The organism is Streptomyces sp. NPDC001714 (assembly GCF_042892755.1).
Taxonomy (GTDB): domain Bacteria; phylum Actinomycetota; class Actinomycetes; order Streptomycetales; family Streptomycetaceae; genus Streptomyces.
This window is the reverse complement of sequence record NZ_JBIAUL010000048.1, coordinates 1-23372: the sequence shown is the minus strand read 5'-3', so window position 1 is coordinate 23372 and position 23372 is coordinate 1. Positions and strand designations below refer to the sequence as shown.

Annotated in this window: 27 protein-coding genes and 2 pseudogenes; 22 read left to right on the top strand and 7 right to left on the bottom strand. The window is 70.8% G+C overall.

Going from position 1 to position 23372, the window contains the following annotated elements; translation table 11 throughout:
- Positions 1–120: 120 nt before the first annotated feature.
- Positions 121–582, bottom strand: coding sequence for a hypothetical protein (locus ACFY0P_RS51410; protein ID WP_388929404.1), 462 nt, complete (start codon positions 580–582; stop codon positions 121–123).
- Complete coding sequence (locus ACFY0P_RS51405) at positions 569–811, bottom strand: hypothetical protein (RefSeq protein ID WP_388929403.1); 243 nt, start codon at positions 809–811, stop codon at positions 569–571. Before ACFY0P_RS51405 ends, ACFY0P_RS51410 begins: the two co-directional genes overlap by 14 nt.
- Before the next feature lie 268 nt (positions 812–1079).
- On the opposite strand from ACFY0P_RS51405, the gene ACFY0P_RS51400 reads away from it, so the two are divergent.
- Complete coding sequence (locus tag ACFY0P_RS51400) at positions 1080–1706, top strand: hypothetical protein (protein WP_388929402.1); 627 nt, start codon at positions 1080–1082, stop codon at positions 1704–1706.
- Here ACFY0P_RS51400 and ACFY0P_RS51395 read toward each other — a convergent pair.
- Together ACFY0P_RS51395 and ACFY0P_RS51390 are read right to left on the bottom strand one after the other, a co-directional pair.
- Positions 1640–2680 carry a fatty acid desaturase family protein gene (locus ACFY0P_RS51395; RefSeq protein WP_388929405.1) on the bottom strand — a complete coding sequence of 347 codons (1041 nt, stop codon included), beginning with the start codon at positions 2678–2680 and terminating at the stop codon, positions 1640–1642. The genes ACFY0P_RS51400 and ACFY0P_RS51395 overlap by 67 nt on opposite strands.
- A gap of 184 nt (positions 2681–2864) precedes the next feature.
- The gene (locus ACFY0P_RS51390) at positions 2865–3068 is read right to left on the bottom strand and encodes a cold-shock protein (protein ID WP_388929401.1); all 204 of its coding nucleotides are present in this window, start codon (positions 3066–3068) and stop codon (positions 2865–2867) included.
- 914 nt (positions 3069–3982) lie between these two features.
- Here ACFY0P_RS51390 and ACFY0P_RS51385 point away from each other — a divergent pair.
- Entirely contained in the window at positions 3983–4435 is a 453-nt protein-coding gene (locus ACFY0P_RS51385) for a hypothetical protein (RefSeq protein WP_388929400.1), read from the top strand.
- A gap of 96 nt (positions 4436–4531) precedes the next feature.
- Here the strand turns inward: ACFY0P_RS51385 and ACFY0P_RS51380 are convergent, their stop codons facing one another.
- Entirely contained in the window at positions 4532–5503 is a 972-nt protein-coding gene (locus ACFY0P_RS51380) for a GlxA family transcriptional regulator (RefSeq protein ID WP_388929399.1), read from the bottom strand.
- A gap of 90 nt (positions 5504–5593) precedes the next feature.
- Between ACFY0P_RS51380 and ACFY0P_RS51375 the strand changes: the two genes are divergently transcribed.
- From ACFY0P_RS51375 to ACFY0P_RS51365, 3 genes are all read left to right on the top strand, one after another.
- On the top strand, positions 5594–6412 hold the full coding sequence (locus ACFY0P_RS51375; protein WP_388929398.1) for a dienelactone hydrolase family protein: 819 nt from the start codon (positions 5594–5596) through the stop codon (positions 6410–6412).
- A 283-nt stretch (positions 6413–6695) separates the two neighbouring features.
- The gene (locus ACFY0P_RS51370) at positions 6696–6935 is read left to right on the top strand and encodes a hypothetical protein (protein ID WP_388929397.1); all 240 of its coding nucleotides are present in this window, start codon (positions 6696–6698) and stop codon (positions 6933–6935) included.
- A complete protein-coding gene (locus ACFY0P_RS51365) occupies positions 6935–7315 on the top strand; it encodes a toxin Doc (RefSeq protein WP_388929396.1) in 381 nt (126 codons plus the stop codon). Before ACFY0P_RS51370 ends, ACFY0P_RS51365 begins: the two co-directional genes overlap by 1 nt.
- Before the next feature lie 537 nt (positions 7316–7852).
- Here the strand turns inward: ACFY0P_RS51365 and ACFY0P_RS51360 are convergent.
- Positions 7853–8171, bottom strand: a pseudogene (locus ACFY0P_RS51360) (type III effector protein); the annotation flags it as partial.
- Between the two features lie 126 nt (positions 8172–8297).
- Between ACFY0P_RS51360 and ACFY0P_RS51355 the strand changes: the two are divergent.
- From ACFY0P_RS51355 to ACFY0P_RS51345, 3 genes and pseudogenes are all read left to right on the top strand, one after another.
- Complete coding sequence (locus tag ACFY0P_RS51355; protein WP_388929395.1) at positions 8298–8729, top strand: Hsp20/alpha crystallin family protein; 432 nt, start codon at positions 8298–8300, stop codon at positions 8727–8729.
- 102 nt (positions 8730–8831) lie between these two features.
- Positions 8832–9227, top strand: coding sequence for a DUF2267 domain-containing protein (locus ACFY0P_RS51350; RefSeq protein WP_388929394.1), 396 nt, complete (start codon positions 8832–8834; stop codon positions 9225–9227).
- Positions 9228–9292: 65 nt separating this feature from the next.
- A pseudogene (locus ACFY0P_RS51345) lies at positions 9293–9598 on the top strand (DUF2267 domain-containing protein); the annotation flags it as partial.
- A 246-nt stretch (positions 9599–9844) separates the two neighbouring features.
- Here ACFY0P_RS51345 and ACFY0P_RS51340 read toward each other — a convergent pair.
- Positions 9845–10489, bottom strand: coding sequence for a helix-turn-helix domain-containing protein (locus tag ACFY0P_RS51340; RefSeq protein WP_388929393.1), 645 nt, complete (start codon positions 10487–10489; stop codon positions 9845–9847).
- Between the two features lie 138 nt (positions 10490–10627).
- Here ACFY0P_RS51340 and ACFY0P_RS51335 point away from each other — a divergent pair, with 138 nt between their 5' ends.
- The 14 genes from ACFY0P_RS51335 (at position 10628) to ACFY0P_RS51270 (ending at position 23281) form a co-directional block, all read left to right on the top strand.
- Positions 10628–11149: a flavin reductase family protein gene (locus ACFY0P_RS51335; RefSeq protein WP_388929392.1), complete on the top strand. Its 522-nt coding sequence runs from the start codon at positions 10628–10630 to the stop codon at positions 11147–11149.
- The gene (locus ACFY0P_RS51330) at positions 11146–12030 is read left to right on the top strand and encodes an MBL fold metallo-hydrolase (RefSeq protein ID WP_388929391.1); all 885 of its coding nucleotides are present in this window, start codon (positions 11146–11148) and stop codon (positions 12028–12030) included. Before ACFY0P_RS51335 ends, ACFY0P_RS51330 begins: the two co-directional genes overlap by 4 nt.
- Position 12031: 1 nt before the next feature.
- Positions 12032–13237: an amidohydrolase family protein gene (locus ACFY0P_RS51325; RefSeq protein WP_388929390.1), complete on the top strand. Its 1206-nt coding sequence runs from the start codon at positions 12032–12034 to the stop codon at positions 13235–13237.
- Positions 13238–13357: 120 nt separating this feature from the next.
- Positions 13358–14116, top strand: coding sequence for an ABC transporter ATP-binding protein (locus tag ACFY0P_RS51320; protein WP_388929389.1), 759 nt, complete (start codon positions 13358–13360; stop codon positions 14114–14116).
- Positions 14113–14988, top strand: a complete 876-nt coding sequence (locus ACFY0P_RS51315; RefSeq protein ID WP_388929388.1) for an ABC transporter permease — start codon at positions 14113–14115, stop codon at positions 14986–14988. The genes ACFY0P_RS51320 and ACFY0P_RS51315 overlap by 4 nt, the downstream gene beginning before the upstream one ends.
- A gap of 44 nt (positions 14989–15032) precedes the next feature.
- Entirely contained in the window at positions 15033–16205 is a 1173-nt protein-coding gene (locus tag ACFY0P_RS51310; protein ID WP_388929387.1) for a hypothetical protein, read from the top strand.
- Complete coding sequence (locus ACFY0P_RS51305; protein ID WP_388929386.1) at positions 16205–17590, top strand: FAD-binding oxidoreductase; 1386 nt, start codon at positions 16205–16207, stop codon at positions 17588–17590. The genes ACFY0P_RS51310 and ACFY0P_RS51305 overlap by 1 nt, the downstream gene beginning before the upstream one ends.
- The gene (locus tag ACFY0P_RS51300) at positions 17587–18372 is read left to right on the top strand and encodes a creatininase family protein (protein ID WP_388929385.1); all 786 of its coding nucleotides are present in this window, start codon (positions 17587–17589) and stop codon (positions 18370–18372) included. The genes ACFY0P_RS51305 and ACFY0P_RS51300 overlap by 4 nt, the downstream gene beginning before the upstream one ends.
- 11 nt (positions 18373–18383) lie before the next feature.
- Positions 18384–18815 carry a cupin domain-containing protein gene (locus tag ACFY0P_RS51295; RefSeq protein WP_388929384.1) on the top strand — a complete coding sequence of 144 codons (432 nt, stop codon included), beginning with the start codon at positions 18384–18386 and terminating at the stop codon, positions 18813–18815.
- Between the two features lie 2 nt (positions 18816–18817).
- Positions 18818–20347 (top strand): amidase, encoded by a 1530-nt coding sequence (locus ACFY0P_RS51290; RefSeq protein WP_388929383.1) that lies wholly within the window; start codon positions 18818–18820, stop codon positions 20345–20347.
- Positions 20340–21104 carry a cysteine hydrolase family protein gene (locus tag ACFY0P_RS51285; RefSeq protein ID WP_388929382.1) on the top strand — a complete coding sequence of 255 codons (765 nt, stop codon included), beginning with the start codon at positions 20340–20342 and terminating at the stop codon, positions 21102–21104. Before ACFY0P_RS51290 ends, ACFY0P_RS51285 begins: the two co-directional genes overlap by 8 nt.
- Positions 21101–22168, top strand: a complete 1068-nt coding sequence (locus ACFY0P_RS51280) for an acetamidase/formamidase family protein (protein ID WP_388929381.1) — start codon at positions 21101–21103, stop codon at positions 22166–22168. The genes ACFY0P_RS51285 and ACFY0P_RS51280 overlap by 4 nt, the downstream gene beginning before the upstream one ends.
- A gap of 463 nt (positions 22169–22631) precedes the next feature.
- On the top strand, positions 22632–23066 hold the full coding sequence (locus tag ACFY0P_RS51275) for a MarR family winged helix-turn-helix transcriptional regulator (RefSeq protein WP_388929380.1): 435 nt from the start codon (positions 22632–22634) through the stop codon (positions 23064–23066).
- A 71-nt stretch (positions 23067–23137) separates the two neighbouring features.
- The gene (locus tag ACFY0P_RS51270) at positions 23138–23281 is read left to right on the top strand and encodes an SDR family NAD(P)-dependent oxidoreductase (protein ID WP_388929379.1); all 144 of its coding nucleotides are present in this window, start codon (positions 23138–23140) and stop codon (positions 23279–23281) included.
- Positions 23282–23372 lie beyond the last annotated feature (91 nt).

Here is a 23372-nt window from a genome sequence, read left to right as displayed (position 1 = left end):
GGCTCGACCGAAACACCGCCGTCCGACATGAAGAATCCTCGATCCCACAGGCCATGTGATCAACCCCCGAAGGACTTCGAGCGTCGACCACTTAGCCCAGCAGGCCGCGCGCTGTGGCGCTCATGCGCGCGTGTCGTCGACGTCGGGGTCGATCACCGCGCTCAGGGCTTGCAAAGCGTCATCGTATTGGTGACGGTGGAACCGGAACGGACCGAATGCCACATAGTCGCGGGCCTTGCGGTGCGGTTGCTCAAAGGCGTCCCAGGTCACGAAGTCGGCCGTCGGGGTGATGCGGGCCATGAGGGGCCAGCATCCCCACTCGCCGCATTCACAACCGAGCACGGGTGTCTTCGGCTCCATCGCGTTGGTGGACCGTCCGAGGAAGTGATCCTGCATCGGGCCGAACCGGAAGAACTCCGGGATCAGACCGCCGTAGGCGTCGCCTGCGGGCTGCATCCCGGCGGCGATCTCGAACCCGTCGATCAGCTCGGTGAGTGGTGCTCCGTCGATGAGGGGGACGATCACGAGCGGGCCGCCGTCGCCACGATGCCGGCCGTCGAACCGGATGTCATTGCTGGTCATCCAGCGATTGTGCCAGCGAAGCCGTTTCCTTCGCCTGGGTGGGCTGAGCTGCGGCCATGCGCGGCATGCCGAGGTCGATCGCCGTACCGCCGGGAGCTCGTCGGTCCATCTGAGCAAGCTTGTCTTCGGCTCCAGCCAGACTGACCCGGAGCCCTTCGACCTCCCCGGGCCAGCCCTCGCGCTCGGCCTCGGCGATGCGGGCGACGAGGTTGTCGCGGATCTCCTCCAACCGGCCGCGCTGGGCCGGGTCCGGCCGGAGAAGCGAGCAACGAACGCAAGCGTGTTCGTGGATGCAGGCGGTGCCGCACGGGCGCAGGTGCCGACGGAGAGCTTGCGGCGTTCGAAGTGGCCGAGGAAGTCCTCCCACTCGGCGTCGGTGGGGGTGCGGTATTCCTCTCCGGCCGCAGGGCGCGGCGGCGGGTGATGAAGGCGCGGTGGGCTTCGATGGTCTCTTCTGGGTAGATCGCGTTGTAGCCGATGGGGGTGTTGATGTTGGCGTGGCCGGCGATGACCTGCGCGATGTGAGGCGGGCGGCCGGAGCGGATGGCATCGGTGATGACCAGGCGGCGGAAGTCGTGCGGCGCGAAGACCAGAGGCTGGATGTGTTGGTGCTCCACGCGATGCTGTGGCCGGTCGAGATCCGTGACCCCGCCGAGCTGCTCCCGCCGCCGGTCGAGCTGTCCGGCGAGGAGATCGAGGGCGCGCTGGTGCTCATGGAGACGATGGCCCGTGACGACCTGGAGGGCGAGGAGTTCCTGGACACCTACACCGAAGCGCTGGAGCAGGTCATCGAGGCGAAGCGCGAGGAGAAGCCGCTCCCGGAGGCGCCCGAGCCGAAGCAGCCTCCGAAGGTGTTGGATCTGATGGCCGCCTTGCAGGGGTCCGTGCAGAAGGCTGGGGCCTCACGCGGGGAGACGACGCCGAGGTGCACCAGCTGCCCCAGAAGAAGAGGCCCGCGAAGAAGGCGGCGAAGAAGCAGTCGGCCAAGAAGGCGGCGGCGGAGAAGTCGACGGGGCGCCGGCCGCGCAGTGGCAGAAGGGCGCGGACGGCGAAGTGATCAGTACTCCAGCTCGGGGCGCAGCGGGCCGCCGACCCTGTGGAGGTACCGCAGTACCTGGGCGTAGGAGTTGAAGAGCCCGGTCTCGTGGTAGGCGATGCCGTGCTGGGCGCAATACCTGCGCACGAGTTCCTGGGCATGCCGCAGGCTGGGTCGCGGCATGGAGGGGAACAGGTGGTGTTCGATCTGGTAGTTCAGCCCGCCGAGCACGAGGTCGGTGAACCGGTGGCCGCGGATGTTGCGTGAGGTCAGGACCTGCCGACGCAGGAAGTCGATCTTGTCGTCCTTGGCGAACAGGGCCATGCCCTTGTGGTTGGGGGCGAACGAGCATCCCATGTACAGCCCGAACAGCCCTTGGTGCACGAGTAGGAAGCACACGGCCTGGACGGGGGACAGGACCAGGAACAGAGCGGCGAGGTAGCCGCCGAGATGCGCTGCCAGCAGTCCCGCGTCGGCCAGCTTGGTTGTCCGGGAGGTTGTGGCGGCGGTGCGGTCGAGCAGCGCTCGTACGCCGGCGACGTGCAGGGCGAGTCCTTCCAGAAGCAGCATCGGGAAGAACAGCCAGGCCTGCTGACGGGCGAGCCAGGCGTACGCCCCGCTGCGGACGCGCGCGTGATCCTCGGTGAAGGCGATCGCGCCGTCGGCGATGTCGGGGTCGCGGTCGACGTGGTTGGGGTGGGAGTGGTGCCGGTTGTGCTTGGTGATCCACCAGCCGTAGCTGAGGCCGATCAGCAGGTCGGCGTGTACGCGGCCGAGCAGGTTGTTGACGCGCTTGGAGGCGGCGATCTGATGGTGTCCGGCATCGTGCCCGATGAACCCGGTCTGGGTGAACATCACCGCCAGGAAGGCGGCGGTCAGCAGCTGCCACCACGACTGTCCGATCAGCGCGAACACGGTCCAGCCGCCGGCCAGCAGAAGCAGGTTCGCGCCGATCTTCACGCAGTAGTAGCCCGGGCGGCGCGTCAGCAGCCCGCTCTGCCTCACCTCGCGGCACAGCGCGGCGTAGTCGCTGCCCCGGTCTCGGGGCGGGGGCTTGGTCATCTCGGTGTGGCCGGCGGGATCGGGGCTCCGGTGGCTGACGTCAGTTGTCACAGTGTTCCCTTCGGGAGGTACGGCGCTGCCCAAGGAGCGAGGGGCGGGGTGCAGGAGGCCGCACGCGTCGGGAGTCCTGCGGAAGCCGCCCGAGGCAGGCCCACGGTGCGGGCCTGCCTCGGGAAGGGGCCCCTCAGAGCACGTGGACCTGGTCGGCCTGCATGCCCTTGGGGCCCTGGCTGGCGGTGAACTCCACCCGCTGGTTCTCCTTCAGGGAGCGGAAGCCGTCGGTGTCGATCGCCGAGTGGTGGACGAAGATTTCGGCACCAGCCTCATCAGGGGCGATGAATCCGAAACCCTTCTCCGCGTTGAACCACTTCACTGTGCCTTGAGCCACGTGATGTCTCCTTCGAGATGGCGGCTGGGTCGAAATGCGCGCGATCACGCGATCCCGGGCTGTTGGTCGCCGGCCGTCGAAGAAAACCCCGAAACGACGAAACGCCCGCTGGCAGAACTCCGCGGGCGTTACCACGTTCGCAAACTTCAACTACAACCACTGACCCCAACGTCCGGAGCGCAGGGAAGGTTCCCGCACGAGCGGGAAGAGTTCGGTGACACCCCGGCGGGACGGCTCCGGGGTCCGGCACCCGGCAGGTGCCGACTCCGGAGGGGAGTACGGTTGCGGCACCGAGGGCACCTCGCACGCAGTCATCAGATTCGGCGTCGCCCTCGGACAACGGCACAGGTCGGCGTATATCGGATCCGGCCGGAAATGAGCCGCATCCCTCTTGGCCCGCACCGTCACGCCGTCTTCCGTATCCGGTCCCGCGCAGCGCGGTAGCGCATTTCCCGGCTTCCGGGCTGCCCGGGGCACCAGGACATCTCGCGCACGCTCCCGGGCCGCTGCGCGGCTGGACCGATCAGCACGACGATCAGCACGACTTCGAACCGATCTAGAGGATGCGGGACACATGGATGCACAGCACTCGATCTCCGGCCGCCGTCGGGACCGTCCCCGAACCGACCGCGGAGATGCTCTCTGGACCGGCCTGCCTTATCTGCGGCCCCGACTGCCGCAACGCACCCGATGCGGAGGGGGTGGTGGTTTCCCACCGCGACGACGGGCTGCTCCCCGCCTGCCACGGGACGTGCGCACGCATGGCGACCGGGTCGGTCGATGGTCTGGGCGACACGCCACTCCCGTTGGATGAGCGCATCCGCAGGCACCGGGCCGACGGCTTCTGACCCGGACATCCAGCAGCCAGACCACGCACGCCGAGAGCGCAGCGAAACGAAATGATGAGGAAGCGTATGAGCCTGATGAGTCTCGGAGTCCTCGCCTCCTCCCGCAAGGAGAACGAGTTCCGCCTGCCGTTGCACCCTGCTCACCTCAACCGGATCGCGCCGGACGTACGCGGGAGGATTTTCCAGGAACAGGGCTACGGCGAACGGTTCGGCGTCGCTGACGACACGTCGCGCCTGTACGCATTCACCGCGGCCGGTGCCCTGCCGCTGGCGGAGTATCTGGCCGGGTTCGACATCATCGTCAACTGCGTCTTCGCGGAGCCCGGCAGGCAGCCGTGGGGGAGTAGCGACGATGCCGAGGCCGAAGGTCTCTTCGTCCAGATGCAGAGGGCCTCATCGGTCAGCACGATGTGGCCGACGTGGATGTGCCTTCCGGAAAAGGGCCCAGCTCAAAGCGGCCCATTGCGTGGCCTCCAGCCGTGGAGACCCCGTAGCGGGCCCGGGCTTGTGGACCCCTGAGTGACCCAGAGCGATCACTTCGTTCCCTGGGCAGGACCGCCCGATCGTGGTCGAGGTTGATCCATCTGATCGGCCTGCCAGGTCGAACGGCGGCTGTCAGCCCGTCCGGCGCCGGAAGGCGGTGCGGTAGTCGCGCGGGCGTCGTCCGGTGTGCCGGGCGAAGAGGGCTGCGAAGGTGCCGGGGTCCCGGTAGCCGACCGTGGCGGCGATGGCGGCGACGGTGCCGTCCGTGGTCTCCAGGAGGTGGCGGGCGCGGCGGACGCGGGAGGTCTGCAGGTACTCCAGCGGGCTCTGTCCGGTCTCCTGCGCGAAGCGGCGCAGCAGCGTCCGGGTGCTGACGCTGAAGGTCTCCGACAGTGCGGCGAGGTCGTATCGGACGCCGAGGTTCTGGTCGAGCCACCGCATGACCCGGCGGGAGAACTCGTTTCCCGGCTGCGGGAGAAGCCCGGCGTCGACGTAGGGGGCCTGGGACGATCGTGCGTCGTCGACGAGCGCCACCCGCGCGGTCCTCCGCGCCACGCCGGCTCCGCTATGGCGGCGGATCAGCTCCAGCGCGAAGTCGTACATGGCGCTGAAGGCGGCGGTCGTCGTCACTCCCGTGTCGGTGACGACCAGCTGTTCGGCCCGGACGTCGGCGTCCGGGCAGCGCCGTGCCAGTTCGTCCGCGAAGAGCCACGCCGTCGTCGCCCGCCGCCGCTCGAGCAGGCCCGCCTCGGCCAGCAGGAACGCCCCGACGCAGATCGCGACGACGGCCTCGCCCGCGGCGGCGTGGGAGCGGATCGCCGCGATCTCGGGGGCCAGTGACGCGAGTTTCACGTCCACATCAAGGCCGGGCGCCAGTTCGAAGCCGGGCACGACCAGGACGTCGACGTCGCGCAGCGGAGAGACGGCCAGCACAGCGCCACCGGATGCGGTGACGCGGCGGCGGGGGGAGAGGACCGACACCTCGTAGCCGTCGCGGTCCGGGCCGGCGATGTGCGCGGCCATCGTCAGGAGATCGGGGATGCCGAACACCTCGGACGCGAAGCACCCCGGATAGGCCAGCACCCCGACCCGCAGCGCGCTCATGTCCGCCTCCTCGTCCGTGGCGAGATTACCTCTGTAGATGGCGATCCGGCCTGTCCTGGTGCAAGGGAGCGGCAGTCCAGGCTTGTCCCCGTGAACGCAGCCAACGGGCGTCTTGACGACGCGATCACGGACTTCTCTCGCCGGCGGGTGGATGTTGGCGGGGTGGTGAAGACGGTGTACGTCTCGGGGGTCGGACCCGGTGTCGTACTGATGCCGGAGATGCCCGGCATCAGCCCGGACGTCCTCCGGCTTGCGCGGTGGGTGCGGGACGCGGGGTTCACCGTGTACGTCCCCTCGCTGTTCGGCCTCGACGGGGTCTACCCCGGGGCCGAGGACGGGGCGGAGATCGTTCGTCGCGCGTGCGTCAGCGCCGAGTTCCGTGCGTTTGCCGGGGGCGGCACCAGCCCCGTCACCGCGTGGCTGCGCGGCCTCGCGCGGCAGGCCCATGGCGAGTGCGGCGGTCCGGGAGTCGGCGCGATCGGTCTGTGCTTCACCGGCAACTTCGCCCTGACCATGGCGCTTGAGCCGTCCGTTATCGCCCCGGTGGTCAACCACCCGTCGCTGCCCCTGGACGACCCCGCGGGGCTCGAGCTCAGTGACGAGGACGCCCGCGCCGTCCAGGATCGCGTCGAGCGCGACGGGCTCACGGTCCTTGCCTACCGGTTCGACAACGACCGCTGGTGCACAGGCCAGCGCTTCGCCGCCTACCGGGCGCTGCTCGGCGACGCCTTCGACGGCCGCGTCCTACCGGGCGGCACCGCCAATACCGACCCGCCCCCGTTCTTTCGTGACGTCGTCGGAACCCCCCACAGCGTCACCACCGCCCACCTGGTCGACAAGGACGGCCACCCCACGCTGAAGGCAAGGGACGAGATCCTCGCCCACCTGACCGCCCGCCTGCACCCCTAGCTCGCCGCACGCTTGATCAGGCGGCGGTCGGAGCAGGCACCCCTTGGTGCCCCCGACGATGGTGAAGGGGGAACTCCGTGGCCGTCGACAGTTTGTCCGCCGCAAGTCACATGACGAACTGCCTTGTACATCGTCACGGCTGCCGTGACCTGTCTTAGGTCGGGAGCCGTGCGCGTGACGGTGTGGTGCTCGCCGGCCGGTGGCTCGCAACGGCGTGCGGAGGGGGAGCTAATAGTCCGGCTTCCCGCTTCACCCTCTGGCACCTACTAGGTACCCTCGCTCTATGCCATCACTGAACGTGTCCTTCACCGACGAGGAACTCGAAGGCGTGCGGGCGGCGGCCGCCGCCGAGGGCAAGAGCCTCAAGCAGTACCTGCACGACCTCGGCGTCCGCGAGATGCAGCGCAAGCAGTTCGTCGCCGGCGCGACCGAATGGGCCGAGCGCCTGCGCGGCGAGTTCGACGAAGCCTTCCCCGACGAAGTGCCACCCGCCGAGCGCGACAACGGGGCCGCGGCCGCCTGATGCCGCCCCTCCACATCGACGTCTCCTGGCTGCTGGACGTCCAGGAGAACGCCCTCGGCCACGACGACCTCACCGTCGCGGACTACTCGGCACTGGTCGCCGCCGTCGCTCGGCACAAGACCCGGATGCCCACCCTCGCGACCGCCGACCCCGACACGGCCTGGCGAGCCGCTGCCCTGCTGCACACCATCGTCCGCCTGGAGCCGCTCCCACACCGCAACAGCCTCTACGCCGCGTTCATCGCCGCCCAGTACATGGCCCAGGCCGGCGAGGGCATCGATCCCCCTTACGGCGCGCTGCCCGAACTGGTCCGCAAGGTCCGCGACACCCGCATCAGCGTCCAGGACGTCGCCAACCGGCTTCGGAGCTGGAAGCTGTAGTCTCCGATCGGTTCTGGACCTGAAGCGGCACCAGTACAGAGTTGATGGAGCGGCTTCCGCATTCTGCGTGGCCTGCACACTGCTGCTGCGGGAGCCGCGGTTCTCAGCCCCGGCATGGCCGAGCGGCTCGGCCGGCTCCTGGCGTCGTCCAAGAGCACAGCGGCGAAGAACGCATCCCCGCCCTCACCGTGCGGTGGCGAGGTCCTGGGCCTGTTTGGCGGTCGTCTCGCCAACCGAGAGATCGTAAGCACCGGTTGGGGTTTGGTCCAGCTTCTGTGGAGCGGTGACGCTCGGTCTTGATGAAGGCCGCTGTGCACGGTGATGTCGCACCACGACCGGCGGGGGGTGTCGATGGGGCAGCCGATAATGCCGGTCACCGGGCCGCACGCCGTCGACCACCCGAACCGGGCTCCAGGGCGAAGGGAATGGGCGACCTCACCCCGGCGCGGCCCCCAGCCCGATCACCGGCGCGAGGAAGGCATCGTTGCCTGTCACCGCCGGCACGATCACTGCGATGACCGTCGCGAGCATGGTTAACAGGTAGCGGCGTTCGGCGGCCTGGCGGCTGGCGACGCCAGGGGGTGGGCGAGGTCGGCCCAGCTGGCACCCGCCTGGCGGGCGGTCTCGATCAGGCCGGTCTCCCATCCGGCGAGCCGTTCGCGTACCTGTCGGAGCAGGAGGAGGGAGGCCAGGGCCGGCTCCGGGCCGACGTCGCGCTCCTCGGCAGTGCCGGGGATCTCGCGCCGGGCGGTCCGCAGGGCGTCGTTTAGGCGCGATGGGCTGCCGCGGCGGCGAGGAACGACGCCGGACTCGGTGTGTCGGCGCTGGACGATGCCGGCTGGTCGGCCTGGGGCATGGGCACGTCCTCCGATGTCATCTGGTGGATGACGCCGCCCTTGTCATCCATTGGATGACATGCTACAACGGTGTCAGTGAGGCGCATTGGCAGCAACTGCCCGAACCTTCCTGGAGGTGTTTTCCGATGTTGATGCGCACTGACCCCTTCCGTGAGCTGGACCGGCTGGCGCAGCAGCTGATGGGTCCGGGCACCTGGTCGCGGCCGTCCCTGATGCCGATGGACGCCTACCGCGAGGGTGACCAGTACGTGGTGGCCTTCGACATCCCCGGCGTCAGCGCCGACGCGATCGACATCGACGTCGAACGCAACATGCTGACCGTCAAGGCCGAGCGCCGGCCGACCACGAAGGCCGACGACGTGCAGATGGAACTGTCGGAACGGCCGCTGGGCGTCTTCTCCCGCCAGATCGTGCTCGCCGACACACTGGACACCGAGCACATCCAGGCCGACTACGACGCGGGCGTGCTCACCCTGCGCATCCCGATCACCGAGCGCGCCAAGCCCCGCAAGATCGCCATCGACGTCGGATCCGGCCGCAAGGAGATCTCCGGCTGAGCCGGACAGACGAGGGCTGAACAGCGGCGGAGGACGGGTACCTGATCTCCCCCTCTCCCGTCCTCCGCGCCCCGGCGAACCGAGGAAGGGTGGCGGACTGGCATGACTCTGCGACGCGAAGCATTCCTTGACCATGTGAAGGAACGCGGCGAGTACGGCACCCTGCAGGAAGCCGAACGCGCGGCCCGCGTGGTGCTCGCCCTGCTGGGCGCACACCTGGTCGGCGAGGTACGCGCCCAGCTGGCGGCGCGTCTACCGGAAGGCTTCGCCCTGATCCTCCTCAACCCGTTGCAGAGCGCCGAGCCGCTGCCCCCGGAGCGGTTCGTGCGGGCGACCGCGGCGTGGATCGAAGGAGCCACCGAACGCACCGCCTCCTGGGACGTCAGCGCCGTCCTGTCCACGGTCGCCGACGCCGCCGGCGACGACCTCCTCGAACAGATCCTGCTCCAGCTCCCCGCGGGCTACGACCTCCTCTTCGGCCGCCCCGGGCCCACCTGACCGCCCACCCCTGGTGATCGTGCACCGGCCACCGCGACCCTGGTGACAGAAAGGCAACCACCGCACTGACGTCCGACCAGAGCGCGCCGCTTCAGCAGGCCTACGGCAGGGCGTACGAGCACTTGCTGGAACAGGTCCGCTCGACGGCGCCTACCCCACCCGCGAGAAGGCCGAGGAAGCCGTCCGGCTCGTCCTTGCGGGACTGGGACGCCAGCTGACCGGCAGACGAACGCGTCGAACTGGCCGCCCGCCCGCCCATTGCGGCCGCACGCGTCCTCACCGCGCAGATCCCCGCCCCCCAGCCCCTGACCGGCTGGGCCTTCGTCAAAGAACTCGCCGCCCGCTCCGGCGCCTCCCGTGACACCACCAGGGTCACCTGGCCCGACGACAAGGGCTTCCTCGGCAGACCCACCGACACATCGACAGGCCTCACCCCCCTCGGGGCCCGCGAGTACGACCCGACCGCCGGCCAGTTCATCAGCGTCGACCCCGTGGCCGGGGACCGGGAACTGGCCGGACGGATGCGCCGGCTGTGCCGCCCCACGCCGGCTGCGTGGGCGAGCAACCGTTCGGGGCTGTGGCCGCGGCGCTCGACGAGATGGCCGTCGTCCCCGGGGTCAGGAGTGGTGGGCGGACTCGTCCGGCGGGTTCTGGACGGTGAGGAGCCGTACCAGTGAACCGTCACCGACCGCGCGCCAGCGGTGAGGGGTCGTTCCGGGGTAGCAGATGCTGTCTCCCGGGCCGAGCGTGTGGAAGCGGGCTCCGTCGGTGCCCCGCAGTTCGACTTCGATGTCGCCGGTCACGACGTAGACGAACTCGTCGCCGGGGTGGTCGTAGTACTCCTCCTCGAACCGTTCCGGCGCCCCGATGTACTCCACGGGGTGGACGGAGAAGGCGGGAGTGCCGAGCATGCGCGCGGTGCCGCCGGGCCTGGCCACGTTCAGACCCTCACCCGAGCGCACCACATGGGCGGAGCCGTCGGGGGCGTCGGGGCGTGGCACCGTCGCTGCTGCCATGAGCGCCTGCTGGGTGGTGCCCAGGGCGCGGGCGATGCGGTGCAGGGACGGCATGCTCGGCCGGGTGAGCCCGCGCTCCAGCTGGCTGAGGAAGGGGTGGGAGAGCGCGGCCCGCTCGGCGAGCTGGACGAGGGTCAGCCCCCGTTCCTTGCGCAACTTCCGGATCGCGCTGCCGAGTTCGGCGCGCAGCAGCGCGTCCGTGTCCCTGGCGGCGGACGGCGTGCTGTTGGCGGATTGCGCGGGCATGGCAGGCATCCTAAATGGTCGGCGGGGGTGGGCCGTGGGGTGCCGGAGGGCTGCCGTGGAGAGGTTTTACGCCGGCGAAACACCCGGACCCTACGCTGAATGTTGATAGTACGAACATTCTGGTTCAAGGGAGCCCTCATGACCGCGGCCACCTCCGACCGTTCCCCCGTCTCCCCGCCCGATTCCGCCTTCCTCGACGCCATGGCCGCTCTCGCCGGGGGCGTGTGCGTCGTCACCGCGCTGACGTCCGAGGGCAACCCGGTCGGCTTCACCAGCACCGCCGTGATGAGCCTGAGCCGCGAGCCACAGCTGCTCGCCATCGGGGTGGGTCGCGGCGTCCGTTCGCTGCCCGCGCTGCTGGACGGCCGCAGATTCGCGCTGAACATCCTGCACTCCGGCGGCGAGCACGTCTCCCGGCGCTTCGCCGACCGCACCGCGGACCGGTTCGCGGACCTGGAGTGGTCGGCCGAGGACCGCGGCGGGCTGCCGCTGCTGCTCGCGCACAGCTCGTACGCCGTGCTGTGCAGTGTCGTGCGCGACGTACCGGCCGGTGACCATCGCCTGATCGTCGCGGGCGTCGACGCCGTGGTGACGGGAACCGGCGGACCGACCGCGCTCGTGCACCACGACCGCCGCTACCACGCGCTCGGTGCGGCGTGAGTGGCCCCGGCTGGTTCCAGATCGCCGAGACGGGCCCGGCCGCTTTCGTGATCGCCGAGCCGGGCCACGTCAACAGCTACCTCCTGCTCGGCGACCGGATGGCCCTGCTCTACGACACGGGCATGGGCATCGCCGACATCGGCGAGCAGGTCCGACGGCTCACCCGGCTGCCCCTGCTGGTCGTCAACTCCCACCACCACTTCGACCACCGCGGCGGCAACGCCTCCCTGGCCGCGCACGCCCAGGGCATCGCCGTACACGCCGACGGAGCCGCGCTGCACACGGATCCGGCCCCCCGCGACTGGTTGGAGGCGTACGCGCACATCGCCCACGACCTGCGCAAGCGGTACGAGGAGTTCCATGCGCTGGACGCCGACGGGTTCTTCCTGACCGACTCCCGCGTCGCGGTGCGGCCGGTCCCCGACCTGGCCGACTGGCGGATCGAAGCCGTCCGCCCCACCCGGCTGCTGCGTGAGGGAGACGTGCTCGACCTGGGCGGCCGGAGCCTGCATGTCCTGCACACCCCCGGGCACTCACCGGACGGCATCTGCCTCTGGGAGCCGGGAACCGGGTTGCTGCTGGCCGGTGACACCCTCATCAGCGGCACCTTCTTCGCCCATGTGCCCGGCGCCGACGTGGCCGCGTTCGCGGACTCGACACGCCGCCTCGCGGAACTCCCCGTCACCACCGCGCTGCTCGGCCACAATCTGCGCCACCGGGAGTCGGCGGACTTCGTGGGCCGGGTCGCCACGGCGTTCGCGGAGGTACGGGACGGCCGGACCCGCCCGTACGCCTCGACCGACATGTTCGGCGCGCCCGTACGCCGTCACGACTTCGACGGCTTCGCGGTGCTCACCGCGCCCCACGGAACGGACCGCTGACATGCAACCTCTGCTGCTGCGCGGCGCACGACTGCCCGAGGGGCACGTCCGCGACGTCCTTCTCGATCCGGGCGGCGGGATCGTCGCCCGGGTGGCCCCGCCCGGTCGGCTCGCGTCCGGTGCGGACGAGCTCGACCTGACCGGCTACCTGCTGCTGCCCGCCGGAGCCGAACCGCACGCCCACCTGGACAAGGCTCTGACCTGGGACCGGGTGGGGGCACCCGCCGGAGACCTGCTCGCCGCCGTCGAGGCCTGGCGCGCGTACACCGTGCAGGTGACCGAGGAGGACGTCTACCAGCGGGCCGCGAGGACCGTCGACGAGCTGTGCGCGAACGGGGTGACCGCGGTCAGGACCCATGTGGACCTCCTGACCGCCGGCGGTGATCCGCTGCGGGGCCTGCGTGCCCTGCTCAGGCTGCGGAAGCGGCTTCGGGGACGCGTACGGCTCCAGATCGCCGTCCTGCACGTCGACGCCCCGGAGAAGTTGCTGCACGAGGCCCTCGACCTCGGCGCGGACCTGCTGGGCGACTGTCCGCACCTGTCCGCCGACCCCGCCGCGTCCGTGGCCCGCACGTTGCGCGTCGCAGCCGAGCACCACGTCGGCGTCGACCTGCACGCCGACGAGACCCTCGACACGGACGCGGGGGATCTGCGGCTGCTCGCCCGGACCGTCCGCGAACGGGGCTTCGGCCGCGGTGTCACCGCGAGCCACTGCGTCAGTCTCGGCGCGGTGGAGCCCGACGAGGCGGCCCGTACCGCCAAGGAGGTCGCGGCCGCCGGGATCGGCGTGGTCGCCCTACCGCTGACCAACCTCTACCTGCAGGGGCGCGGGCACCCGTCCCGCACGCCGCGCGGGCTCACCGCGCTCCGGGCGCTGCTGGACGCGGGCGTGCGCGTCGCGGCCGGGGGCGACAACATCCGGGACCCGTTCAACCCGGTGGGCCGGGCGGATCCGCTGGAGACCGCGTCCCTGCTGGTCACGGCCGGTCACCTCACCCCGGACGAGGCGCTGGACGCGGTCACCGGGGGCGCCCGGGCGGTCCTCGGGCTGCCCGCCGCGGGACCGTACGAGGGCGCTGTCGCCGATCTCCTGGCGGTGCGCGCCGAGTCCGTCTCGGAGGTCCTGGGCGTGTCCTGCCCCGAGCGGCTGGTCTTCGCCGGCGGGCGGCTCGTCAGCCGTACGTCGGTGGTCCGCGAGCTCTTCTGACCCGGGCCCCTCCAGCCGAACGGGACCACTACAGCGAACGGATACGGCCAGGACACTGGCCGGAAACAATCGATGTTCATGCTATCAACATTCCTGACTGTGGCACTGAAGGGAGCTGATGTGCCGACCACCGCCGAGGAGACGCTCGACGCGACGCTGCGATTCGAGAGTGTCGACAAGCACTTCGCCAACGGGACCACCGCCCTCACCGGACTCGAACTCTCCATCGCACCCGGCGAGTTCGTCGCCGTCGTCGGCCCCTCGGGCTGCGGCAAGTCCACCCTGCTCCGCCTCGCCTCCGGCCTGGACGCCGCCACCGGCGGCACGGTCCACGCCCCCGCCGACTCGGTCGGCTACGTCTTCCAGGACCCGACCCTGCTGCCCTGGCGCTCCGTCCTCGGCAACGTCGAACTCCCCGCCGAGCTGGCCGGGGCGGCGAAGGCCGAACGCCGTGAGCGCGCCCTGGAAGCGCTGCGGCTGGTCGGCCTGGAGGGCTTCGAGAAGCAGTTGCCCAGGCAGCTGTCCGGCGGCATGCGGATGCGGGTGTCCCTGGCCCGCGCCCTCATGGCCCGGCCCTCGCTGTTCCTCCTCGACGAACCCTTCGGCGCCCTCGACGAGATGACCCGCCTGCGCATGCAGGAGGAACTCCAGCGCATCTACGCCGAGACCGGCTTCGCCGCTCTGTTCATCACCCACTCGGTGACCGAGGCCGTCTTCCTGGCGAGCCGGGTCGTCGTGATGTCGGCGCGGCCCGGCCGGATCACCGCCTCCTTCGACGTCCCCTTCCCTCATCCCCGTCCGGCCCAGCTGCGCTACGACCCCGAGTTCGGCCGGATCGCCGGCGAGGTCTCGGCGGCGCTGCGAGGAGGTCTCCAGTGAGCGCCGACATCACCGCCCGCGCCGAAACGGCCGTACCCGCGACCGACTTGACGAAGGCCGAACCCACGACGCCGGCCCGCCGGCGCCGGATCCGGCCCGCCGCCGTGCTCGCTCCGCTCGGGTCCCTCGGCGCGGCCGTCGGCGCCTGGTACGCCGCGACCTATCTACTGCTCAGCCCCGCCCGGCGGTTCCTCGTCCCGCCGCCCGATCAGGTCCTCACCGTGTCGTTCCTCGACTGGACCCACCTCCAGCCGATGCTCCGGGCGCTGTGGCTCACCGCCCAGGTCGCGCTCGTCGGGCTGCTCATCGCCTCCGCGCTGGGCGTGACGGTGGCGGTGCTGATGAGCAGGGCGCGCTGGCTGGAACGCTCGCTGTACCCGTACGCGGTGATCCTGCAGACGGTGCCGATCCTCGCCATCGTGCCGCTGATCGGCCTCTGGTTCGGCTTCGGCTTCACCAGCCGGGTGGTCGTCTGCGTCCTGATCGCCCTCTTCCCGATGATCGCCAACACCCTGTTCGGCATCCAGTCGGTCGACCGCACCCACCACGACCTGTTCACCCTCCAGCGCGCGAGCCGCTGGGCCCGCCTGCGCAAGCTCGAACTGCCCGCAGCCCTTCCCTCGATCTTCACCGGTCTGCGGACCTCCTCCGGCCTGTCCGTGATCGGCGCGATCGTCGGGGACATGTTCTTCAAGCAGGGCGAGCCCGGCATCGGCACCCTGCTCGACGTCTACCGCTCCCGGCTCCAGTCCGAGGACCTGTTCGCCGCGATCATCCTCGCCTCGCTCTTCGGCGTCGCGGTCTTCGCCCTCTTCACCCTCGTCGCCCGGCTCGCCGTCGGCTCCTGGCACGCCTCGGCCGACCGGCCGTAACCCCGCAGCCTCCTTCCCCGCCCCGTCCCTCAGGGAGTTCAGCCATGTCCACCTCCATCAGACGCGTCTGTGTCGCGGGCGTTTCCTCCGCAATCGCCCTGATATCCGTGACCGCCTGCGGCGGCGGTTCCACGGCCGCCACCGGCACCGCCACCAAGCTCCAGGCCGCCCCCGCCGCGCAGCGCCTGGCCGGTGTCTGCCCCAAGACGGTCGTCGTCCAGGTCGACTGGGAGCCCGAGGCCGAACACGGCCCGCTCTACAACCTCGTCGGCCCCGGCTACACCGTCGACAGCGACAAGAAGCGGGTCACCGGACCGCTGGTCATCGGCGGCAAGGACACCGGCGTCGACATCCAGATCCGGGCCGGCGGCTCCGCCATCGGCTACCAGAGCGTCCCCTCGCAGATGTACGTCGACAAGAGCATCACCCTCGGCACGGTCACCACCGACGTGGCCATCTCGGCGTCCGTCAAGCAGCCGGTCACGGCCGTCGCGGCGCTGATGAAGAAGAGCCCGCAGGTCCTGATGTGGGACCCCGCGACCCACCCCGACTGGAAGACGATCGCCGACATCGGCAGGTCGAACGAGAAGGTCGTCTACGTGGACGGCAGCACCTACGCCTCGCTGCTGGTCTCCAAGGGCCTGATCAAGAAGAGCCAGCTGGACGGGAGCTACGACGGCGCGCCCGCCCGCTTCGTCGCCGACCCCGGCATCGCGCAGCAGGGCTTCGCCACCGCCGAGCCGTACATCTACCAGCACGAGGTGGCGGCCTGGAAGAAGCCGATCAGGTACCAGCTGCTCTCCGACGTCGGCTTCAACGTCTACCCGGAGTCCCTGTCCGTGCGCAGCGGCGAGCTGACGTCGCTCAGCCCCTGCCTGAAGAAGCTCGTCCCCGTCCTGCAGCAGTCGGCCGCCGACTTCGCGGCCAAGCCCTCGGCGACCGTCAAGCTCATCAGCGACCTGGTCCAGCAGTACAACACCGGCTGGGTCTACTCCGAGGGCACCGGCACCTTCGCCGCCCGGCAGATGGTCAAGCTCGGCATCCTCGGCAACGACACCGACGGCAGCCTCGGCAGCTTCGACATGAAGCGCGTCGCCTCCGCCCTGAAGACCTTCACCCCCCTCGTCGAGCAGAGCGGCGCCAAGGTCAAGCCGGGCCTGACGGCCCAGGACCTGGCGACCGACGAGTTCATCGACCCCTCGATCGGACTGAAGTGATGACGACCGCGAACCTGAGCGCACTCACCGAACTCGTCGCCGACGCGGACAGCGGACCAGCCCGGAACAGGACGGAACGCCGGTCCAGGACCGGAATCGAGGAGTTCTGCGCCGAGGCCGCCGAACTCCTCGGTGCCGACGGGGTGATCCGCGACGAGGCCGCACGAGAGAAGGCATCCTGCGACTGGGCCCACATGTCGCCCATCCTCGCGGCGAAACTCCCCGCGGGCCACGCCGACGTCGTCCTGCGCCCCACCGCGCACGAGCAGATCCCCGGCCTCCTCGCCCTGGCCCACCGCCGCCGCATCCCCGTCACCCCACGCGGCAAAGGCACCGGCAACTACGGCCAGGCGATCCCGCTCTACGACGGCGCGGTGCTCGACCTCACCGGCTGCGGCCGCATCCTCGACGCCGGCGACGGCTGGATCCGCGCCGAGGCCGGGGCGAAGATGTCCGACCTGGAGGCACACGCCCGCACCCTGGGCCAGGAGCTGTGGATGTTCCCGTCCACCTTCGGCACCACACTGGGCGGCTTCCTCTCCGGCGGCAGCGGCGGCACCGGCTCCCTCGTGCACAAGACCAACAGCGACGGCTTCGTACGGGAGCTGACGGTCGTGCCCTGCACGGCCGATGCCACACCCTTCACCGCCCGGGACGCGGACGCCCTGCCGTACATCCACGCCTACGGCACCACCGGCGTCATCGCCACCGCCACCGTACGCCTCCAGCAGGCCCGGACCTGGACCGGCCTGTTCGCCGCCTTCGCCGACTGGGCCTCCGCCACCGCCGCCCTGTCGGCCCTCGTAAGCCTGGAACCGGCGCCGCGCCTGGCCTCGCTGGACGAGTCCGGCCTCGTCCGCGTCTACGGGTCCGACCCCGCGCTCGACCCCACGGCTCTGAACCTGCGCGCGATCGTCGAGGAGGAGGCGGTCGACCAGGCGCGGGCGCTCGTCCGGTCGTACGGCGGCACCGTCCTCGAGGTCCGCCCCGCACCCGACGGCCCCGCACTGATCAGTTCGCTCTCCTTCAACCACCCCACCTACCACCTGATGAAGGCCGAGGACGGCTGGTTCCACCTGGAGATCCGCGGCGACGTCCTGCTCGGCGACACCACCGAGATCAAGCAGGTCTTCCCGGACACCCTGCTCCACCTGGAAGGCATGCGCTCCGGCACGGTCGGCATGCTCATGGCCCGCTATCAGGACGAGCAGACGGTGTACGACGGCATCGCCGCACTGGAAGCCCTGGGCGTCGGCGTGCACAGCCCGCACGACTGGCATGTCGACCGGCGCCTGGACCTGGTCCGCGAGACGGCCCGCACCGCCGACCCACTCGGCCTGCTCAACCCCGGCAAGATCCCCGCCACTTCACAGGAGACGGCGTGACCTTCACCCGGTTCATCGACCTCAGCGGCCCGGAGATCGAACGGCTCGACGCGGACACCGTCGCCGTCCTGCCCATCGGCGCGATCGAACAGCACGGGCCCCATCTACCCGTCGCCACCGACCACTACATGGCCGAGGCCGTCGCCGAGGGCGCCGCCCAACTCGCCGGGGAGAGCTGCGACATCACGCTGCTGCCCGGGCTCGCCTACGCCAAGTCCGACGAACACGCCTGGTCCGCGGGCACGTTGTGGCTCACTGCCCGCACCCTGCTGTCCGTCCTCGACGACATCGGCCGCTCCCTGGCCGCGGGGCCCGTCCGGCGGCTCGCGTTCCTCAACGCGCACGGCGGCAACAGCGCTCTGCTCGGCGTCGCCCTGCGCGAACTGCGCACCCGACACGGCCTGCGCACCTTCCTGCTGCACGCCTCGCTCCCCGCCGACCAGGGCGGCACCTCCCCGGCCTCGGAACTCGGCATCGGCGTGCATGGCGGACTCAAGGAGACCTCCGCCATGCTCCACCTCCGCCCGGATCTGGTGGACATGAGCCAGGCCCGCCGCAGCGTCCCCGAACACCTCACCGAGTACGAGCACATCGGCTTCGGCAAGGCGGTCTCCTTCGGCTGGACCAGCGACGACTTCAACACCGGCGACGGAGTGATCGGCGACCCCACCGGGGCCACTCCCGAACTCGGCCGCAAGCTCGTCGACTCCTCCGTCGCCGCGGCCGCCGCCGCCCTGCGCGAGTGCGCCCGCTTCCGCCCCGACCGCCCGACGACCCGCTAGGGAAACCCGCCATGGCCAACCCGCCGCTGCACACCCCTCTGCGTGACATCACCGCCCACCACATCACCGCGGGCGACTCCGTCAAGCTCGCCGTCCTCACCGGCCCCCGGGACGGCTCGCCGACCACCGTCGTCTTCGAGGTCTGGGAACCGGGCGGCGCCCAGCCCCTCAACTGGCACCCCGAGTCCGTCGAGACGTTCGTCGTGCTCGCCGGTCACGGCCGTGCCGCCAGCGACGAACACGAACGCGACCTCGCCCCCGGCGACGTCCTGGTCCTGCCCTCCGGCTCCAAGCACCGCATCGTCAACACCTCGGCCACCGAACGCCTCTACACCCTCACCGTCATGTCCCCCGACGAGGGCTTCGCCGACCTCATCGAACGCGGACCCGCCGCCACGCTGGACGAGCAGGACCTGGCCGTGCTGCGCGCGGGAACATCGTGACCATGGATGATCTTCTCGCCGCCTTCTGGGCGTACGAACGGGCCCTGGCCGCCAATGATCTGGCGGAACTGGATCACTGGTTCCTCGACGCGCCGGACACCCTGCGCGCCGAGGGCGACAACGTGCTGGTCGGTCACGCCGCCATCGCCGACTTCCGGCGGGGGAGGGGCGGAGCTCCGACGCGGGTCGTCGAGCGGGTGCACGTCGTCCGCCCGGCCCCGCGGGTCGCGGTCGTCACCGCCGAGACCCGCAGGCAGGACGGGACGCGCGGGCTGCAGACCCAGGTGTGGCAGCACACCGAAGCCGGGTGGCGGATCGCCGCCGCGCACGTCAGCGCCGTAGCCGCGCCGGTGCCGGACGACCGCCCCGACCCGGCGGTGTGGCGGGTGGCCGGACCGCTGGCGCAGTCCTCCGGACGGGGCGCGCTGGCACACGTCCGCACCGCCGTGAAGGACCTGTTCGCCGTGGCGGGACAGCGGGTCGGCGCGGGCAACCCGGTATGGCTGCGGGGAGCCCGCACGGAAGAGGAACACGCGGACGCGGTACGACGCCTGCTGGACGCGGGTGCCGAACTCACCGGCATCGCCCAGACCGACGAGCTGGCCTTCAGCCTCGCCGGGACCAACACCCACTACGGCACCCCCGCCAACCCCGCCGCACCCGGCAGGATCACGGGCGGCTCCAGCAGCGGCCCGGCCGCCGCCGTCGCCCACGGCTGGGCCGACCTGGGGCTGGCCACCGACACCGCGGGCTCGATCCGCGTACCCGCCTCCTACTGCGGCCTCTACGGCTGGCGCCCCACCCACGGTGCCACCCCCACCGGCGGCCTGCTGGCGCTGGCTCCCTCCTTCGACACCGCGGGGCTCCTGGCCGGCGACCCCGGCCTGTTGCGGACGGCGGCCGAAGCGCTGCTGCCCGCCACCGAGACCTTTGTGCCGGTCACCGGACTCGTCGTGGACGCGGAACTGGTGGAGCTCGCCGAACCCGAGGTCCGTGCCTCCTTCGAGGCCGCCTGCCGAGCGCTGCACCTGCCCCTGGCGCGGGTTTCCACCGGGGTCGCCGAGCACCTGGACGACTGGTTCGCCGCCTTCCGCACGGCACAGGCCGCCGAGGCCTGGCAGCAGCACGGCGCCTGGATCACCGCTCACCCCGGCGCGCTCGCCCCGGACGTGGCGGCGCGCTTCGACCACGGGCGCCGGGTGAGCGCGGCCCAACTGGCCCAGGCAGAACAGGTGTTGTCGGACGCGCGAAAGGTGCTGGACGCCGTAGTGTCGCCCGGCACCGCCCTGCTGCTGCCCGCCACCAGCGGTCCCGCGCCCCGCGCCGACGCGCCGCCCGAGGAGGTGGAGGCCGTACGCGCCGCCACCCTCCGCCTGACCTGCCTCGCCTCACTGGCCGGACTCCCGGCCGTCGTCGCCCCGCTGCTGCGGGTGCGCTCGCTGCCGGTGGGCCTGTGCGCGCTGGGCGCCCGGGGGACCGACCGCGCCCTGCTGGACTTCACCGCCGAATCGAGGAGCCCCGCTCATGCCTGAGGCCCACCGCCTGATCGGGCCCAACCCCCGTAACGCCTGGAGATGCGAGGGGGGCACCGTCACGCTGACCCGCCCGCACCGCGATCCGCGCCCGGTGACGGTCGAGGCGTTGCCGCAGCCGGTGACCGCCGACCTCACCGCCACCGCGCTGATCGTCGTCGACATGCAGAACGACTTCTGCGCCCCCGACGGCTGGCTCGCCTCCATCGGCGTGGACGTGACCCCCGCCCGCACCCCGATCCCCGTCATCGCCGGCCTGCTGCCGCCCCTGCGTGCGGCCGGCGTTCCTGTCGTCTGGCTCAACTGGGGCAACCGCCCCGACCGGGCCAACCTCCCGCCCGGCGTCCTGCACGTCTACGACCCGGAGGGCACCGGCGGCGGTATCGGCGCCCCGCTGCCGGGCGGCCGTGTGCTGGAGCGGGGCAGCCCGTCGGCCGCGATCGTCCCGGGGCTTGAGGCGGCAGAGACCGACCTCCACGTCTCCAAGTACCGGATGAGCGGCTTCCAGGACACCGAACTGGACAGCGTGCTGCGCAACCTGCGGGTCGACACCCTGCTGTTCGCCGGCGTCAACGCCGACCAGTGCGTCCTGGCCACCCTCATGGACGCCGCGAACCTCGGCTACGACGTCCTCATGATCGAAGAAGCGGTGGCCACGACCTCGCCCCCCTACTGCATGGAGGCCACGCTCTACAACGTCCGCCAGTGCTTCGGCTTCACCGTCACCTCCGAAACCCTGGGGGAGGCCCTGAAGTGAAGCTGCTCCAACCCGGACGCGGCCCCCTCGACGGCGACCACTACCTCCCCGCGGACCCCTCCCGGGTGCACTGGGGCCTGCTGCCCAACGCCACGGCCGAACCGGCGCTGACCGTCCGCTCGGGCGAGACCGTCACCTTCGACACCATCAGCCATGAGGGCATCCTCGAAGACCAGGGCCGTGACCCGGCCACCTTCTTCGGCGCGGCCGGCATTCCCACGACCGGCCTGCTGCACGACGCCGTGGAACTGGCCGCCTCCGCACGCGAACACCTGCCGGAGACGCAGGGCCCGCACGTCGTCACCGGCCCCGTGGCCGTACACGGTGCGCGGCCCGGTGACGTCCTGGAGGTCGAGATCCTCACGCTGTACCGTCGTGCACCCTACGGCGTGATCAGCAACCGGCACGGGAGAGGCGCCCTGCCCGGCGAATACCCGCAGACGCCCTCGGGGGAGCCGGTCAGCCTGGTCGCGACGGTTGCGGACGACGGCCGGGGCCGTCTCCCGGTGGGCGACGGCCGCCGACTCGCGTTCTCGCTGAGGCCTTTTCTCGGCATCATGGGCGTCGCCCCAGCCACCGAATCCGCCGTCCACTCCGTCCCGCCGGGCCCGCACGGCGGGAACATCGACGTCCGTCACCTGGGTACCGGCGCCCGGCTCTTCCTCCCCGTCCAGGTCCCCGACGCGCTCTTCTACGTCGGCGACCCGCACTTCTCCCAGGGCGACGGCGAAGTGGCCCTCACCGCCTTCGAGGCCCCCCTGCGCGCCACCCTCCGCCTCACCGTCCACCGGGACCCCGCCACCCGTTCTCTGGCCGCCCGCCTGCGCGCCCCCTTCGCGGACACACCGACCGAGCACATCGTCCTGGGCCTGGACCACGACCTCGACGAAGCCCTGCGCAACGCCGTACGCGACGCGCTCACCCTGCTCACGGAACGGTTCGGCATCCCCGGCCCCGTCGGCCTGGCCTACCTCAGCGCGGCAGCGGACTTCCATGTCTCCCAGGTGGTGGACATCGTCAAGGGTGTGCACTGCCGCATGTCCAAGGCGGACCTGGCGTGCTGAACCGCTGTCGACCGAGCGTGGGCCACGGAGAGCATGTCACCTGCCGGACCGGGATATGACAGAGGCTCTCACGCGGGTCGCCCGGTCGAGCCGGGCAGTGGCACGATCTCCGTGGCTTGACGTCCGCGTGCCGGGGCCAGGAGCCGCTGGACGGCCTGCGCTGCTTGCCCCATGGCCTCGGCATGTGCTCTGGAGTCCCCGCGAAGGGTTCGTCGCTCTGGAACAGGCTCCGGGGGAGGCGGCCGGTGGCTGGTGGGGCATTGACGTCGGCAGGCGCTCCTCATGCCGGGGCCGTCATGAGGAGTTCCGGCAGGTGTGCGCTTTCGCCGACGGTTCAGAGCGGGCCGCGGCGAGGGCTCCGGACGACGTGCGGTGGGCTCCGCTGACGTCTTGCGTCGGGTCGGCAGGGGAGAGGGCGGGTGGAGCGCTTGACATGAAGTTGGTGTAGATACAACATTGGAGGGTGAGTACCTCGGCCGATGAAATCGTGCAGGACTGCCTGGCGGTGCGTATCCGGCTGATAGGCCGGACGGTCACCGGTCTCTACGACGGCGCCCTTGAGCGTCATGGGGTGACGATTGCCCAGGTCAACCTGCTGGCTGCGCTGGGCAAGGTTGGCCCGTGCCCGCCGGCCAGGCTGGGGGAGGTGCTCCAGCTGGAGAGGTCCACGGTCAGCCGGAATCTGCATCTGCTGCTGAAGCAGGGCTGGATCGAGGCCGCAGTGTCCGACGCGAAGGGCATGCGCGAAGTGGTGCTGACCGGCGCCGGCCGGGCCAAGATCGAATCCGTGATGCCGGAGTGGCGGCAGGCCCAGGAGCAGGCTGCTCAGCTTCTGGGGGCGGGTGTGACGGCGGTCCGGGAGATTGCGGGCGGCATGGGCTATCCGCCAGGCGCATAACGCCTAGGGGCGGGTCTGTGGCCCGCCCCGCCTTATGGGCCAATGTTGTATATACAACGAGAGGGATTGTGATGAGTGTCTCCTTCATGAACAGGGTTGTACTGATCACCGGTGCATCTCGAGGAATCGGTAGAGCCGTTGCGCTGGCGTTCGCCCGGGAGGGGGCGCTGCTGGTTCTTGCGGCCCGCTCGGCAGAGGGGCTTGCTGAGGTCTGAGGAGCCACGAAGTTTCCGGACAGGCTTCTGACCGTCTATTTCACGCGGCGATTCGCAACTTCTCGAACTCGGCGTGGACTTCGCGCGGAGG